General features: G+C 62.4%; 12 protein-coding genes. 9 read left to right on the top strand and 3 right to left on the bottom strand.

Annotation, left to right across the window (positions count from 1 at the left end; translation table 11 throughout):
* Positions 1-164 precede the first annotated feature (164 nt).
* From B4L76_RS21565 to B4L76_RS21545, 5 genes are all read left to right on the top strand, one after another.
* Positions 165-542, top strand: coding sequence for a gamma-butyrobetaine hydroxylase-like domain-containing protein (locus B4L76_RS21565; protein WP_085621741.1), 378 nt, complete (start codon positions 165-167; stop codon positions 540-542).
* A gap of 270 nt (positions 543-812) precedes the next feature.
* Complete coding sequence (gene phaC, locus B4L76_RS21560) at positions 813-2,492, top strand: class II poly(R)-hydroxyalkanoic acid synthase (protein WP_296235152.1); 1,680 nt, start codon at positions 813-815, stop codon at positions 2,490-2,492.
* Positions 2,493-2,554: 62 nt separating this feature from the next.
* Positions 2,555-3,406 (top strand): poly(3-hydroxyalkanoate) depolymerase, encoded by an 852-nt coding sequence (phaZ, locus tag B4L76_RS21555; RefSeq protein WP_296235183.1) that lies wholly within the window; start codon positions 2,555-2,557, stop codon positions 3,404-3,406.
* A 118-nt stretch (positions 3,407-3,524) separates the two neighbouring features.
* The gene (gene phaC, locus B4L76_RS21550; RefSeq protein ID WP_296235151.1) at positions 3,525-5,207 is read left to right on the top strand and encodes a class II poly(R)-hydroxyalkanoic acid synthase; all 1,683 of its coding nucleotides are present in this window, start codon (positions 3,525-3,527) and stop codon (positions 5,205-5,207) included.
* A gap of 13 nt (positions 5,208-5,220) precedes the next feature.
* Positions 5,221-5,835: a TetR/AcrR family transcriptional regulator gene (locus tag B4L76_RS21545; RefSeq protein WP_296235150.1), complete on the top strand. Its 615-nt coding sequence runs from the start codon at positions 5,221-5,223 to the stop codon at positions 5,833-5,835.
* A gap of 121 nt (positions 5,836-5,956) precedes the next feature.
* Here B4L76_RS21545 and B4L76_RS21540 read toward each other — a convergent pair whose 3' ends face one another.
* On the bottom strand, positions 5,957-6,757 hold the full coding sequence (locus B4L76_RS21540; RefSeq protein ID WP_296235149.1) for a phasin family protein: 801 nt from the start codon (positions 6,755-6,757) through the stop codon (positions 5,957-5,959).
* Between the two features lie 10 nt (positions 6,758-6,767).
* A complete protein-coding gene (locus B4L76_RS21535; RefSeq protein ID WP_296235148.1) occupies positions 6,768-7,187 on the bottom strand; it encodes a phasin family protein in 420 nt (139 codons plus the stop codon).
* A gap of 180 nt (positions 7,188-7,367) precedes the next feature.
* Between B4L76_RS21535 and B4L76_RS21530 the strand changes: the two genes are divergently transcribed.
* Positions 7,368-12,125, top strand: coding sequence for a DUF6543 domain-containing protein (locus B4L76_RS21530; protein WP_296235147.1), 4,758 nt, complete (start codon positions 7,368-7,370; stop codon positions 12,123-12,125).
* Positions 12,126-12,143: 18 nt separating this feature from the next.
* Here B4L76_RS21530 and B4L76_RS21525 read toward each other — a convergent pair whose 3' ends face one another.
* Positions 12,144-12,419, bottom strand: coding sequence for a polyhydroxyalkanoic acid system family protein (locus B4L76_RS21525; protein WP_296235146.1), 276 nt, complete (start codon positions 12,417-12,419; stop codon positions 12,144-12,146).
* 124 nt (positions 12,420-12,543) lie between these two features.
* On the opposite strand from B4L76_RS21525, the gene ubiE reads away from it, so the two are divergent.
* From ubiE to B4L76_RS21510, 3 genes are all read left to right on the top strand, one after another.
* Entirely contained in the window at positions 12,544-13,314 is a 771-nt protein-coding gene (gene ubiE / locus B4L76_RS21520; protein ID WP_225779533.1) for a bifunctional demethylmenaquinone methyltransferase/2-methoxy-6-polyprenyl-1,4-benzoquinol methylase UbiE, read from the top strand.
* A complete protein-coding gene (locus B4L76_RS21515) occupies positions 13,314-13,937 on the top strand; it encodes a ubiquinone biosynthesis accessory factor UbiJ (RefSeq protein WP_296235145.1) in 624 nt (207 codons plus the stop codon). The genes ubiE and B4L76_RS21515 overlap by 1 nt, the downstream gene beginning before the upstream one ends.
* On the top strand, positions 13,934-14,801 hold an 868-nt coding region (locus B4L76_RS21510), incomplete at its 3' end, for an AarF/UbiB family protein (RefSeq protein WP_296235144.1). The genes B4L76_RS21515 and B4L76_RS21510, both read left to right, overlap by 4 nt.

Here is a 14,801-nt window from a genome sequence, read left to right as displayed (position 1 = left end):
GCACAAGGCCGCTCCCACAGGTACAGCGTTGCCCTCCAATGCAGCGCTGAACTTGTGGAAGCGGCCTTGTGCCGCGAAAGGGCTGCGTAGCAGCCCCAATGTCCCTTGAATCCCTCCTCCATAAGCTGGAAGCTTGCACCATCAGCTCCCGAGAGATTCCGCCCATGGCCCGCCTGCCCACCGCCATCAACCTGCACAAAGCCTCGAAAACCCTCAGCCTCACCTACGCCCCCGGCGAGGTCTACCACCTGCCCGCGGAATTCCTGCGCGTACACTCCCCCTCCGCCGAGGTCCAGGGCCACGGCAACCCCATCCTGCAGTTCGGCAAGATCAACGTCGGCCTCAGCGGCCTGGAACCTGCCGGCCAATATGCACTGAAACTGGTCTTCGATGATGGCCATGACAGCGGGCTGTTCACCTGGGAATACCTCGAACAGCTGTGCCTGCGCCAGGAGCAGCTGTGGGCCGAGTACCTCGACGAGCTGCACAAGGCCGGTAAATCCCGTGACCCCGCCGAATCGGTGGTGAAACTCATGCTCTAGCGCAAGGCCCTCAGCGTTTAGAGCGCATTTTCTAGAATCATCTGTTTGAATGCCTTATAGACAGCCCAGTGAAGGGCTGTCTTGCGCATTACATGAAAGTCGGGTAACCAATGGGGAGTGGCAAGTTCCCTGCATCACTTTGCAGGTAGCAAGAACCCTCGCAGCACCGCTGTTCCTTATCACTGGTCACCCGAGTAGCAGTACCGGGCTCAGCACTGTGCACCCGCCACAGCAAACCGGTACTCGTCTCAGGACAACGGAGCGTCGTAGATGAGTAACAAGAACAACGATGAGCTGCAGCGGCAAGCCTCGGAAAATACCCTGGGGCTCAACCCGGTCATCGGTATCCGCCGCAAGGACCTGTTGAGTTCGGCACGTACCGTGCTGCGCCAGGCCATGCGCCAACCGCTGCACAGCGCCAAGCATGTGGCCCACTTCGGCCTGGAACTGAAGAATGTGCTGCTGGGCAAGTCCAGCCTGGCCCCGGAAAGCGACGACCGTCGCTTCACCGACCCGGCCTGGAGCCACAATCCGCTGTACCGCCGCTACCTGCAAACCTACCTGGCCTGGCGCAAGGAGCTGCAGGACTGGATCGGCAGCAGCGACCTGTCGCCCCAGGACATCAGCCGCGGCCAGTTCGTCATCAACCTGATGACCGAAGCCATGGCGCCAACCAATACCCTGTCCAACCCCGCTGCGGTCAAGCGCTTCTTCGAAACCGGTGGCAAGAGCCTGCTCGACGGCCTGTCGAACCTGGCCAAGGACATGGTCAACAACGGTGGCATGCCCAGCCAGGTGAACATGGACGCCTTCGAAGTGGGCAAGAACCTGGGCACCAGCGAAGGCGCCGTGGTGTACCGCAACGATGTGCTGGAGCTTATCCAGTACAACCCCATCACCGAGCAGGTACATGCTCGTCCGCTGCTGGTGGTACCGCCGCAGATCAACAAGTTCTACGTGTTCGACCTCAGCCCGGAAAAGAGCCTGGCTCGCTTCTGCCTGCGCTCGCAGCAACAGACCTTCATCATCAGCTGGCGCAACCCGACCAAGGCCCAGCGTGAGTGGGGCTTGTCCACCTACATCGATGCGCTCAAGGAAGCCGTCGACGCGGTACTGGCAATTACCGGCAGCAAGGACTTGAACATGCTCGGTGCTTGCTCAGGCGGTATTACCTGCACCGCCCTGGTGGGCCACTATGCCGCCCTTGGCGAGAACAAGGTCAATGCCCTGACCCTGCTGGTAAGCGTGCTGGACACGACCATGGATACCCAGGTCGCGCTGTTCGTCGACGAGCAGACCCTGGAAGCCGCCAAGCGCCACTCCTACCAGGCCGGCGTGCTCGAAGGCAGCGAGATGGCCAAGGTGTTCGCCTGGATGCGCCCCAACGACCTGATCTGGAACTACTGGGTCAACAACTACCTGCTTGGCAACGAGCCACCGGTGTTCGACATCCTGTTCTGGAACAACGACACCACGCGCCTGCCGGCCGCGTTCCACGGCGACCTGATCGAAATGTTCAAGACCAACCCGCTGACCCGCCCCGGTGCCCTGGAAGTGTGCGGCACGCCGATCGACCTGAAGCAAGTGCAGTGCGACATCTTCAGCGTGGCCGGCACCGCCGACCACATTACCCCGTGGCAGTCGTGCTACCGGTCGGCGCACCTGTTCGGTGGCAAGATCGAGTTCGTGCTGTCCAACAGCGGGCATATCCAGAGCATCCTCAACCCGCCAGGCAACCCCAAGGCGCGCTTCATGACCGGTGCGGATCGCCCGGGTGACCCGGTAGCCTGGCAGGAAAACGCCACCAAACATGCCGACTCGTGGTGGCTGCACTGGCAAAGCTGGCTGGCCGAGCGGGCCGGTGCGCTGAAGAAGGCACCGACACGCCTGGGCAACCGGGCCTACGGTGCCGGCGAGGCTGCACCGGGCACTTACGTCCACGAGCGATAAGCTGCAGCGCCGTGGCCACCTACCAGGGCGCCACGGTGTTCATTCACCCAAGAGTCACGCGCATGCCGCAACCCTATATCTTCAGGACCGTCGAGCTGGACGACCAGTCCATCCGCACCGCCGTTCGCCCGGGCAAGCCACACCTTACGCCGTTGCTGATCTTCAATGGTATCGGCGCCAACCTGGAGCTGGTGTTCCCGTTTATCGAAGCACTGGACCCGGACCTGGAAGTCATCGCCTTCGACGTACCCGGGGTCGGCGGCTCGTCAACCCCGCGCCACCCCTACCGCTTCCCCGGGCTGGCCAAGCTGACGGCACGTATGCTGGATTACCTCGACTACGGCCAGGTCAATGTCATCGGCGTGTCCTGGGGCGGCGCCCTGGCCCAGCAGTTCGCCCACGATTACCCTGAGCGCTGCAAGAAGCTGGTGCTGGCCGCCACCGCAGCCGGTGCGGTGATGGTGCCAGGCAAGCCCAAGGTGCTGTGGATGATGGCCAGCCCGCGGCGCTACGTACAACCCTCGCACGTCATCCGGATTGCACCATTGATCTATGGTGGCGGCTTCCGACGCGACCCGGACCTGGCCATGAAACATGCCGCCAAGGTGCGCTCCGGCGGAAAGATGGGCTATTACTGGCAGCTGTTCGCCGGGCTTGGCTGGACCAGCATCCACTGGCTGCACAAGCTCCAGCAGCCAACCCTGGTGCTGGCCGGCGACGACGACCCATTGATCCCGCTGATCAACATGCGCCTGCTGGCCTGGCGGATTCCCAATGCCCAGCTACACATTATCGACGACGGCCATCTGTTCCTGATTACCCGGGCCGAGGCCGTCGCACCGATCATCATGAATTTCCTTCAGCAAGAACGACAGCGCGCCGTCATGCACCCTCGCCCGGTTTCGGGCGGGTAGATCGATGCGGCCTTTTGCGCGGGCGCGCGCGCTCCCACAGGGACGGCGCCGAACCTGTGGCGCAGGCATGCCCGCGAAGGTCCCGACAGCGAAACGGCTCAGACGAGGGAGTGTTGCCATGAAAGACAAACCGGCCAAAGGAACGCCAACGCTTCCCGCCACCCGCATGAATGCACAGAACGCCATCCTTGGCCTGCGCGGGCGTGACCTGTTATCCACGTTGCGCAATGTCAGCCGTCACGGCCTGCGTCACCCGCTGCATACCGCACACCACCTGTTGGCCCTGGGCGGCCAACTGGGTCGCGTGATGCTGGGCGACACACCGCACCAGCCGAACCCGCGCGACCCACGCTTCAACGACCCTACGTGGAGCCAGAATCCGTTCTACCGCCGCGGCCTGCAGGCTTATCTGGCCTGGCAGAAGCAGACCCGCATGTGGATCGAGGAAAGCCATCTGGACGACGATGACCGGGCCCGGGCGCACTTCCTGTTCAACCTGATCAACGACGCCCTGGCGCCCAGCAATTCGCTCCTCAATCCACTGGCGGTCAAGGAGCTGTTCAACACCGGCGGGCAGAGCCTGCTGCGCGGTGTCGCCCACCTGCTCGACGACCTGCGCCACAACGATGGCCTGCCTCGCCAGGTCGACGAGCGTGCCTTCGAGGTGGGCGGCAACCTGGCCGCAACCCCCGGCGCAGTGGTGTTTCGCAACGAGTTGCTGGAGCTGATCCAGTACAAGCCGATGAGCGAAAAGCAACATGCACGGCCACTGCTGGTGGTGCCGCCGCAAATCAACAAGTTCTACATCTTCGACCTCAGCCCGACCAACAGCTTCGTGCAGTACATGCTAAAGAGCGGCCTGCAGGTGTTCATGATCAGCTGGCGCAACCCCGACCCGCGCCACCGCGAATGGGGCCTGTCCAGCTACGTGCAAGCGCTGGAGGAAGCGCTCAACGCCTGCCGCAGTATCAGCGGCAACCGCGACCCCAACCTGATGGGCGCCTGCGCCGGCGGCCTGACCATGGCCGCGCTGCAAGGCCACCTGCAGGCCAGGCAGCAACTGCGCCGGGTGCGCAGCGCCACCTATCTGGTCAGCCTGCTGGACAGCAAGTTCGAGAGCCCGGCCAGCCTGTTCGCCGACGAGCAGACCATCGAGGCCGCCAAGCGCCGCTCCTACCAGCGTGGCGTGCTGGACGGCGCCGAGGTGGCACGGATATTCGCCTGGATGCGGCCCAATGACCTGATCTGGAATTACTGGGTCAACAATTATCTGCTCGGCAAGACACCACCGGCCTTCGACATCCTCTACTGGAACGCTGACAGCACGCGCCTGCCCGCTGCGCTGCATGGTGACCTGCTGGACTTTTTCAAGCTCAACCCACTGACCCACCCAGCCGGCCTGGAGGTATGCGGCACGCCCATCGACTTGCAGAAGGTCGACCTGGACAGTTTCACCGTAGCCGGCAGCAACGACCACATCACCCCCTGGGACGCGGTATACCGTTCGGCCTTGCTGCTCGGTGGCGACCGGCGCTTCGTGCTGGCCAACAGCGGGCATATCCAGAGCATCATCAACCCGCCTGGCAACCCCAAGGCCTATTACCTGGCGAACCCCAAGCTGCCCGGCGACCCGCGCGCCTGGTTCCATGACGCCAAGCGCAGCGAGGGCAGCTGGTGGCCGTTGTGGCTGGACTGGATCACCCCGCGCTCCGGCCCGCTCAAGGCACCGCGCAGCGAGCTGGGCAACGCCACCTATCCACCGCTGGGGCCCGCACCGGGTACCTACGTGATGACCCGATGAGCCTGGCGACGGGATGAAGACTCGCGACCGTATCCTCGAATGCGCCTTGCAACTGTTCAATCAGCAGGGAGAGCCGAATGTCTCCACCCTGGAGATTGCCAATGAACTGGGCATCAGCCCAGGCAATCTGTACTACCACTTCCACGGCAAGGAGCCATTGGTACTGGGCCTGTTCGAGCGCTTCGAAGAAGCGCTGATGCCTTTGCTTGACCCACCGCTCGAGCTGCGCCTGGAGGCCGAGGACTACTGGCTGTTCCTGCACCTGATCGTCGAACGCATGGCGCAGTACCGCTTCCTGTTCCAGGACCTGTCGAACCTGACCGGGCGCCTGCCCAAGCTGGCGCGCGGCATGCGCAGCCTGATCAACGCGCTGAAGCGTACGCTGGCAGCGTTGCTGGCCAGCCTCAAGGGCCAGGGGCAGGTGGAAAGCGAAACCCAGGCGCTGGGGCAACTGGTGGAGCAGATCACCCTGACCCTGATGTTTTCGCTGGATTACCAGCGCGTGCTGGGGCGCGAGGGAGATGTGGGGATTGTGGTGTACCAGGTGATGATGCTGGTGGCGCCGCATCTACAGGCCCAGGCGCGGGCGGCGGCCGAGCAGTTGGCAGTGCGCTATCTGGAGGGGTAGGCCTGGTCTTTCGACGCCACGGCCTTCGCGGGCAAGCCCGCTCCCACAGGGCCTGCGCTGACCAGATGAGCAGCGCGATACTTGTGGGAGCGGGCAAGCCCGCGAAGCAGGTGACGCGGTATCAGATCAGGGTACCGCTGCCATTGGCTGCCGACGGCGTGCTGCTGGCCGGGGCGGCGGCAGGTGCCGGAGCGGCGGTTGCAGCTGGCCCAGCACTGCTGGCAGGCGCTGCCGACTTGGCGGCTGCCGGTTTGGCCGGCGCCTTTTTCACCGCTGGCTTCTTCGCTGCCGCGGGCTTGCCCGCTGCCGGTTTTGCCGCGGGCTTGGCTGCCGCCGGTTTGGCTGCAGGCTTCGCCGCTGCCGTCCTGGCTGCCGGTTTTACCGCTGCTGCTTTGGCTGCCGGCTTGGCCGCCGCGGTTTTCGCCGCAGGCTTGGCCGCTGCTGCCTTGGCCAGTGGCTTGGACGCTGCCTTGCTCGCGACTGGCTTGGCGGCAGCACGCGACGAGACCGGGGTAACCGACGCACCGGTCAGTTTCTCGATCTGCTTGGTCAGGCTGTCCACCTGCTGGTGCAGCGCCTTGATCTCGTTGCGGCTCGGCACGCCAAGGCGCGAGATGGCGCTATTCAGGCGCTTGTCGAAAGCCTCTTCGAGTTCGCTCCACTTGCCCAGCGCACGGTCCTTGACGCCAGACACGCGCGAACTGGTCGAGGACTTGGCGCTTTCCGCCACGTCTTCAGCCGTTTTCTTCGCCTGCTTCTCGGCCTTCTCGCCATCCTTCACCAGCGAGTCGAACAGCTTCGAGCCGTCCTGGTCGATTTTCGAATAGATACCCAGCCCCGCCAGCCAGATCTTGCGGGAGTACTTCTCGATCCCGCCGACCCAGGAGCTGCCTTCTTTCTCGGAATTCTTCTTGCCAGCCATCCTGCTCTCCTTATGGTTTGTGCGCGACGCGCTCAAGCAGCTCGTGCAGCTGTTCAAGCTTGATGGACAACGCCTCAACGTCATGTTTAGACGGAATGCCCAGGCGATTCAAGGCGCGGCCTACCCGTGCGTCGAAAGCTTTTTCGATTTTGTCGAGTTGAATTTCGACTCGCCCCGGGACGCGGCTAACGGCCTGGGTCGCTTCATCGATCTGGCTGTTGGCCGCATCCAGTTCCTTGTCGATACGCTTCCTGCCACGTTTCTCGACGCCTTCCCCGGCCTTGACCAGCTCGTTGAAGTAGTCGGAACCTTCCTGGCCCACGCGTGCATAGGCGCCGATACCCGCCAGCCAGATCTTGCGCGCGTAGCCGCGCACTTCGCCAAGCGTGCCCAGGGCTTCGTCTTTCTTCTTCACAATCACTTTGGCCATGCTGTGTACCTCATGCTCATGAGTGGTGGAAAAAACCGCCCATGGAGGTTGGGCTTGAACACAAGGTAGGGAAGAAAATTAGAAACCTCACCCTAAGGTCTTCGCTGCGCATCTATGTAACGCGTACCTCCCAGGCGATAAAGCTAGCGTCACAGGCGTCACTTCACGGAGACCGACACCATGACTGCTGTAGCAAACCAACCCAGGCTGACGTTCAAGCAACGCGTGGCAGCCTGTTTCTCCAACCGTCCCGGCTTGCGGGAGGTATTGTCGCAAGAAGGTTTCCGGTCCTTTACCGACCGCTATCCATGGATGCACCGCAGCCATCCTCAGATCACATCGCTCGACCCTTTCGTCATCCTCCATGCACCCAGCAGCCCAGATGGTCAAGCAAGTCACAGCGGGCTGCTGGACGAGCTTCTCGAGCATTTTCTAGCCGGGGAACGTATGCAACTGGGCACCACAGATATGCTCAGCATAAGCCCTCCGCATGTCTTCCTGGTCCAGGTACAAGGCCAGGACAGCATCCGCCAGCCAGAAATAAGGCCTGACCTGACCAAGCTCAACGATGCCTTCGACATGGTGCTTGGCTCACTGATACCCGCCTTCCAACAGGCCCAGATCGGCTTCTGGAATGGTATCGACGAAGACAGCCAGATCTCGCGCATCACCTGGCTGGAACATACCATCAAGGCCGCATTGCTCGAAAACCTCCCTCGTCAAGGCCTGGACGATGAAGAAAAAACAGCAATTTACAGCTTGCTCGACGGGGTGTCCGACAGCCTGACTATCGCGGCGATACAAGTCACGCTCACTACCGTTGACGGTACACATAGCTTTACGCTGCCGGATCTGTTGCTCAGCAGCAGCACCCTCGGCAACGGTGATCGGGTTCTGCAGTGCAAGCCCTGCGGTTCGGTTCGTCGGCATGCCGACATGGCCAGCTTTGCCAGCGCGCTGCAACGCCAGCTAGCGCAGCGCTATCGCTTCGAGACATTGTCATGGGCACAAACACCGGTGACAGGGCGCCCTTTCGCCTTCCAGGCCAGACAACTGCTCAACGGTATCCTTGACGACATCGGGCGCCTGCGGATTGGCAGCCTGGCAACCAGCAATGAGCTGGAGCGGCAGCTGCATCAGGTGAGCGACCCGTCCGCGTACTTCCTGAGCCTGCCATCCAAGGAACAGACGTCACCCGCCGTCAGCCCGCCCCAATGGCTGAGCAATGCCAGCATGGAGGACCGCTACGCCTATTACGCCGCTCTGCTCGACTTGGCGGCGAGTCAAGGTCGGTCGAACGGCTCTACATCCCTGGGGGACGTCGAGGATATAAGCCGCTACGCTGCCCGCCGTTTACGCGAACAACTGCGGGCCAGCCATCCGGACAAGCCGGTACCAGACCCGGACAAAGTGAACATCCGCATTTCCCAGGCCATCATCGGCCCTGGCACGCAAGGGCAGTCGCTGTTCTTGCGCACCATGACCCTGACCGACCTGGCAATCTCCCGCCTGCGCCTGGAGGCGGGAGAGGTGATGACCGGGGTAAGTATCGAGGGCGGGTCACCTGCGGACGACTGGCTGGGCATCGAACAGATCAGGGAGCTGATTCATCTGGTCAATGTCGGCGGCCAGTATGCCAATTACCTGAAAGATCAAGTCAGAACCGAACCACGCAGGTCCGAACGGATCAGACAGCATGCCAGGGAGTGGCGTTACGCCCTGCGGTTCAGCACCCTGCAGGCAAGGATCGAGCGACAGCTTGGCGAACCCGCAAGCCAGGCAATCCTCGATTTTTGTCAGAGCGCCGACATAGCCACGGGGCGTTTGCGCATTGCCCCACTTGCGTTCCTGTGCGCGTCAGGCGCTTCGGCACGCGATGTGGCTCATGGAATGTTCATCATCGAACTACCGAGAATCCGCAGTTGGGTCCTTTACCGCCCCTTCTATGCCGACAGGGCGTTGCTGGAGTTTCCGACCCTTGAATTGCTTATGGCCGCAATTCGCAGACAGGGCGAGCTGCAAGAGAGCGTATTGGCCTGGCTTGACGATGACGCACGCCCGGTTTACCAGGATAACGGCTTCAACCATCCGCACCTGCACCCGAACCTCAGCAGCCTACTGCACCTGTTCAGTGTCCAGGGCGAGCTGGCAGACGATCTCCTGCAACGCCTCACGCGTCCGGTCCAGCCCGCATTCCAGGCCTGGACGGATGATCTGGACACTCACCTGTTCGATGCCAGAATCGACACCATGCTGTTGGCCGCAGCCTGCAGCAGCATTTCCAATGCCCAGGAAAAACGTGCATTGGTAAAGGAGGCCGCCTGGGCAATCTTCAACACCATCACCCAGCTCTGGCATGGTCCCATGACCAGTCTGGTGTGGCTTGCATTGGCGCTGTCAGCGCTCAAGGAGGACCTGAAGACGCTGCTGAGCGATAGCGGCGACAATCGAACCGCCGCGGCAATGGATCTGCTCATCAATCTGGCTTTGCTTCTTGCCCACCGCCCTGCCCCCGCCCCTGCCGGTAGCGAAGAGGCCGCTACGCTACGCTTCTCAGGCCCTGCGCCAAAGGGAGAATTCCCCCCGGCAACCCTCAAGCAACCAGAGCAGACGACGTGGGAAGTTTCTGTGGAAGCGCAGCAGCCGCGTGTAGAAGGCTGGCATGACGCGCAACGCCTGGGCAACCTGTCGGCACAGCAGCGCCAGTCACTGGCACAGTTGCAGTCATCACAGTCACTGCGAGGGCACACGCCACTGGAAGATGGTCGCTTGCGCGGGCTGTTCAACATTGCCGGCCGTCACTACGTCAGGCTGGGCGGCGGCACCTATGAGGTCATCGAAACCTGGAACGGCATGCAGATCATCGGCCCCGAGACGAGCAGCAGCGAATGGGTATCCCAATGGAATGGCGCCACGGACGGTTATTACATCGCCGGTCGTGAACGCCAGAAGGGACCATGGCTGACACGCTGGAATGGCGAGTGGGCCTTGAATCTGAACCTATCTGGCGGCATGCCCAGGAGCAGGCAAGCCATCAACGCCGAGAACCTCCAGCGGTTCGAAACATTGAAGACGGCCGCCAAAGCCAAGGCAGAAGCGCTGAACCGGATGGAGCCACTGATGCAGCGCAACCGCATGCAGTTGCAGGCTTATGACGACCTCGCTCTAGCGTGCAGCCAGGCTTACGATGCGCTCTCCGAACAGGAACGCGCCTCACCGCCGCAAGCGTTGCAGCTTCAGCAGCAGGCGCTGAAAGCCCAGCGCAAACTACATTTGCCTGAACTGCGGGCCTGCGCACTCTACCTGGAACGACAAAGCACGCTGCTGCACGAAAACATCGAAGTGTTCAAGGAGCTGGCAGAACCACGGTTCAGCAGGTTCGACCCCCATGACCAGAGCCGACGCCGATACGGCCGCTGGTACGATACAGCCATCAGCAACGACATCCTGCTGTACCGCCGCTTGCTGGAGCAGGTCGACCACCAAGAGCTGAGCGCAATGAGCGCCGGGGTGCGCCGCATTCCGGAAAACGCCGAGCAGATGCAGCATTACCTCGATTTTCGCGAGCAGATAAAAGATTCCTGCCAGGCCACCCGCCGCCTGCTGATGGTCAGCCAGCGACTGGACCGGATCATACCGGAGGCACTCCAGGACCCTAAGGTCGATATTGCCGATAAAGCCACGAAGCTCACGCAGACCATCCAGCGCAGGACCTATTCGACGCTGGTCATCCGGGCCCAACTGCTCAGTGAACTTGCTTACCTCGCCGTGGACAGAGCCCGGCTCACGGCAGAAACGGCCGAGCACCTGCTGACCATGCGCGCGCCGCTCGGCGATACCGAATTAAGCCGTACGGTATGGAGCCACGATGGGCTTGCAGACATCGAGGAAACGGCCCAGGTCAAAGCAGAATTGCTTGAGGACATCCTTCAGAAATACCGCTCAGTGCTGGGCCGCGCTCAGTACATGCTGACGCTGGACGACCCCGCGCTGGTCGCTGAGGTACTGGACGAGTACACGCGCGAACTGTCGACGATGATCCAGACCACGGAACAGCAGTTAAGCACCGCCCTGGCCCAAGTCGAGAGCGGCTGCAATCCTCCGCAGCCGGCGCCGTTACAGCGTCCAGCAACAAATAGACGTCGGGTAATCCGTGTCAACCGGGGTCGACCGCTGCTGGTGGAAGTCGACCAGATGGGTACTCGGGCATTCCAGCGCAATGCCTTCAACCAGGAGCCCACCGGCAACTTCGAGCAACGCAACGATGAGTGGCATGCAGTGCCTGAACAGACGAGGCCGGCGCCACACGACCGGACGCAGGTGCGGCGGCGTGCAAGCCGCCTGCTGGAAGAGGTGGAGGGAAAAATCGCCTTCGCCGAGCGTCACTATGCGCATGAGCCCAACAGCCTGAACGACTTCCTGGAATGGCCGGCAGGTGACATGCGCGAAGTGCAGCAGCAACTGACCGAGCTGAACAACCCAGAGGACAACAGCTTGGTCGAACTGCTGCAGGCAGCGCAAGACCGTATCCATCAGGAAAAAGCCAGGTTGCTCACCGACGCGTATCTGAATACGCGCCATCCCGACGGGCGGGCCTTACATTTCCTCGCCGAGCAGCGCCGGATCCGGATCAGGCAGACGGTGATGCGCCGCCGGCTGCGCCACGCCAATGATTACCTCGACGTCTATGAGATTCGCGACGAGCAAGCGCCACGACGGGTACTGTGGGAGGCTCACTTCCACTATCGCAGCCTCGAAGCGAGAGGGCATGATTTCGTAAAGGGCCACCTCAAGTTCCGCGATGCCGGCACAGGTGGCAGTGATGCCATGCTCGAGCAAGCGGTAGACGCCGGCGAGCGGGTCGCGATCTACCGAGGCGACCTGCGCCTGGAACAGGTGCTCGGCATCATCCCGTTTCCGCCGGACACGCCGCAGTAGCCAAGGAGCGGGCCCGGGTCAGGCCAGGGCCTTGTCCAGCGCCCGCTCGATCTCGCCCTTGATGGTGGCGCTCATCATCGACAGCATCATGCCCAGCTTGAGTTCCACGCGGATGCTGTCGTCACCAATGTGCACGCTGCCATTGGCGCCGCTGCGCGCCACATCGACACGGTCCCCGTTCCAGGTGGCCTTGAGGTCGTATTCGCGGCTGAGCTTTTCGACCAGTGCTTCGGCCTTGGCACGAGCGGCATCGCGGCCAAGGGCGTGTTTGCGTTCGACGCTGATCTGGGTCATGCGGGCATTCCTGAAGATGAAGACATAATGGGCATTATGCCCGCCCCTGCCCACTGGCACACCCCGCCAAGACAAATCCGCCCGTTCGCCCTAGAATGGCGGTAATTTTTTCCGGTGAAGCGATATGAACGACCAGCGCAAAGGCGACCAAGCCGAACCCACCACCCATTTCGGTTACCAGGACGTGCCTGAAAGCCAGAAGGCGAAGAAAGTCGCCGAAGTGTTTCACTCGGTGGCGGCCAAGTACGACCTGATGAACGACGTGCTTTCCGGCGGCATGCACCGCCTGTGGAAGCGCTTCACCATCGAGCTGTCGGGCGTACGCGCCGGTAACCGCGTGCTGGACATCGCCGGCGGTACCGGCGACCTGGCGGCCAAGTTCTCGCGGCTGGTCGGCCCGACCGGACAGGTGGTGCTGGCTGACATCAACGAATCGATGCTCAAGGTTGGCCGTGACCGCCTGCTCGACCGTGGCGTGGCCGGTAATATCGAGTTCGTCCAGGCCGATGCCGAAAAGCTGCCGTTCCCGGACAACCATTTCGACTGCGTGACCATCGCCTTTGGCCTGCGCAACGTCACCCACAAGGACGAAGCCATCCGTTCGATGCTGCGCGTGCTCAAGCCGGGCGGCCGCCTGCTGGTGCTGGAGTTCTCCAAGCCGACCAACAAGCTGATGTCCAAGGCCTACGACGCCTACTCGTTCGCCTTCATGCCCCTGGCCGGCAAGTTGATCACCAACGACGCGGACAGTTACCGCTACCTCGCCGAGTCGATCCGCATGCACCCCGACCAGGAAACGCTCAAGGCCATGATGGTCGACGCCGGTTTCGACCGCGTCACCTACCACAACATGACCAGCGGCATCGTCGCCGTGCACCGGGGAATCAAGCCCTGATGCTGCTGGCCGGGCTGCTCGCCAGCGCCGAACATGGCCTGAACCGCGTCCTGCGCATGGACAGCACGGCCCTGCCACGGCTGGCTGCGCTGGAAGGCAAGGTCATCGAGATCGACTGCCGCCAACCGGCCTTGCAGGTGTTCATCCTGCCCGATGAAGAAGGCCTGATGCTGGCGGCCCACTGGGCGGGCGAGGTCGACTGCAGCCTGCGCGCCCCGGCCGGCAGCCTGGCGCAACTGGCCCTGGCCAGGGACAAGACTGCCGTGCTGCACAGTCCGCAGGTCGAACTGCATGGCGACAGCGCGGTACTGCTTGACCTGTTCGGAGTGCTGCAGGACCTGGAGCTGGACTGGGAACACGAGCTGCAGCGCTGGCTCGGCCCGGTTGCCACGGCCATGCTCGCCGGGCACATCCGCCTGCGCGCACGCTGGACCCTGCAGGGCCTCGCGCGCTTCAGCCAGAACCTCTCCGAATACCTGGCCGAAGAGTCCCGCACCCTGGTCGGCAAGCGCGAAGCCGAAGCGGCCTTCAGCGAACTCGATGCCCTCAAGCTTGATACAGAACGCCTCGAGGCGCGCATCAAGCGCCTCTCCCAATCCCTTGATACCAGCGATAACGCATGAAGCTGCTCGCCGTCCGCCGTCTTTTTCGCATTCAGCGCGTAGTCATCCGGTACCGGCTGGATGACTTGCTGTTCGACTACCCGCTGCCATGGTGGCTGATGAGCCTGCGCCTGCTGATGCCCTGGCGCTGGCTGCCACGCAAGCCATCCGAGCTCAGCCGTGGTGAACGCCTGCGCCTGGCGCTGCAGGACCTTGGGCCTATTTTCATCAAGTTCGGCCAGTTGCTGTCTACCCGCCGCGACTTGCTGCCAACCGACATCGCCGACGAGCTGATGTTGCTACAAGACCGGGTACCGCCATTCGACCCGCAACAGGCCGTGGCGCTGATCGAGGACCAACTCGGCGCCAAGGTGGGTGAGGTATTCAGCCGCTTCGACGTTGAGCCACTGGCATCCGCCTCGGTAGCCCAGGTTCATGCCGCCCGCCTGAAAAGCGGCGAAGAGGTGGTGGTCAAGGTGGTCCGGCCAGGCCTCAAGCCGGTAATCGCCGCTGATATCGCCTGGCTGTTCCTGATCGCCAAAGGCGCCGAGCGGGCTTCTGCCGATGCTCGCCGCCTGCATCCGGTGGAAATCGTCGGTGATTACGAAAAAACCATCTACGACGAACTCGACCTGTTGCGCGAAGCGGCCAACGCCAGCCAGCTACGGCGCAATTTCGAAGGCTCCGAGCTGATGTATGTGCCGCAGGTGTACTGGGACTGGTGCCGGCCCAAGGTCCTGGTGATGGAGCGCATCTACGGCGTCCCGGTAACCGACATGGCGACCCTCGCCGACCAGCGTACCGACATGAAAATGCTCGCCGAGCGCGGCGTGGAAGTATTCTTCACCCAGGTATTCCGCGACAGCTTCTTCCATGCCGACATGC

Origin of the sequence: Pseudomonas sp. UBA4617 (genome assembly GCF_002386445.1) — a bacterium.
Classification (GTDB): Bacteria; Pseudomonadota; Gammaproteobacteria; order Pseudomonadales; family Pseudomonadaceae; genus Aquipseudomonas.
The sequence above is the reverse complement of the archived record's forward strand: the minus strand, read 5'-3'. Positions and strand labels throughout refer to the sequence as shown.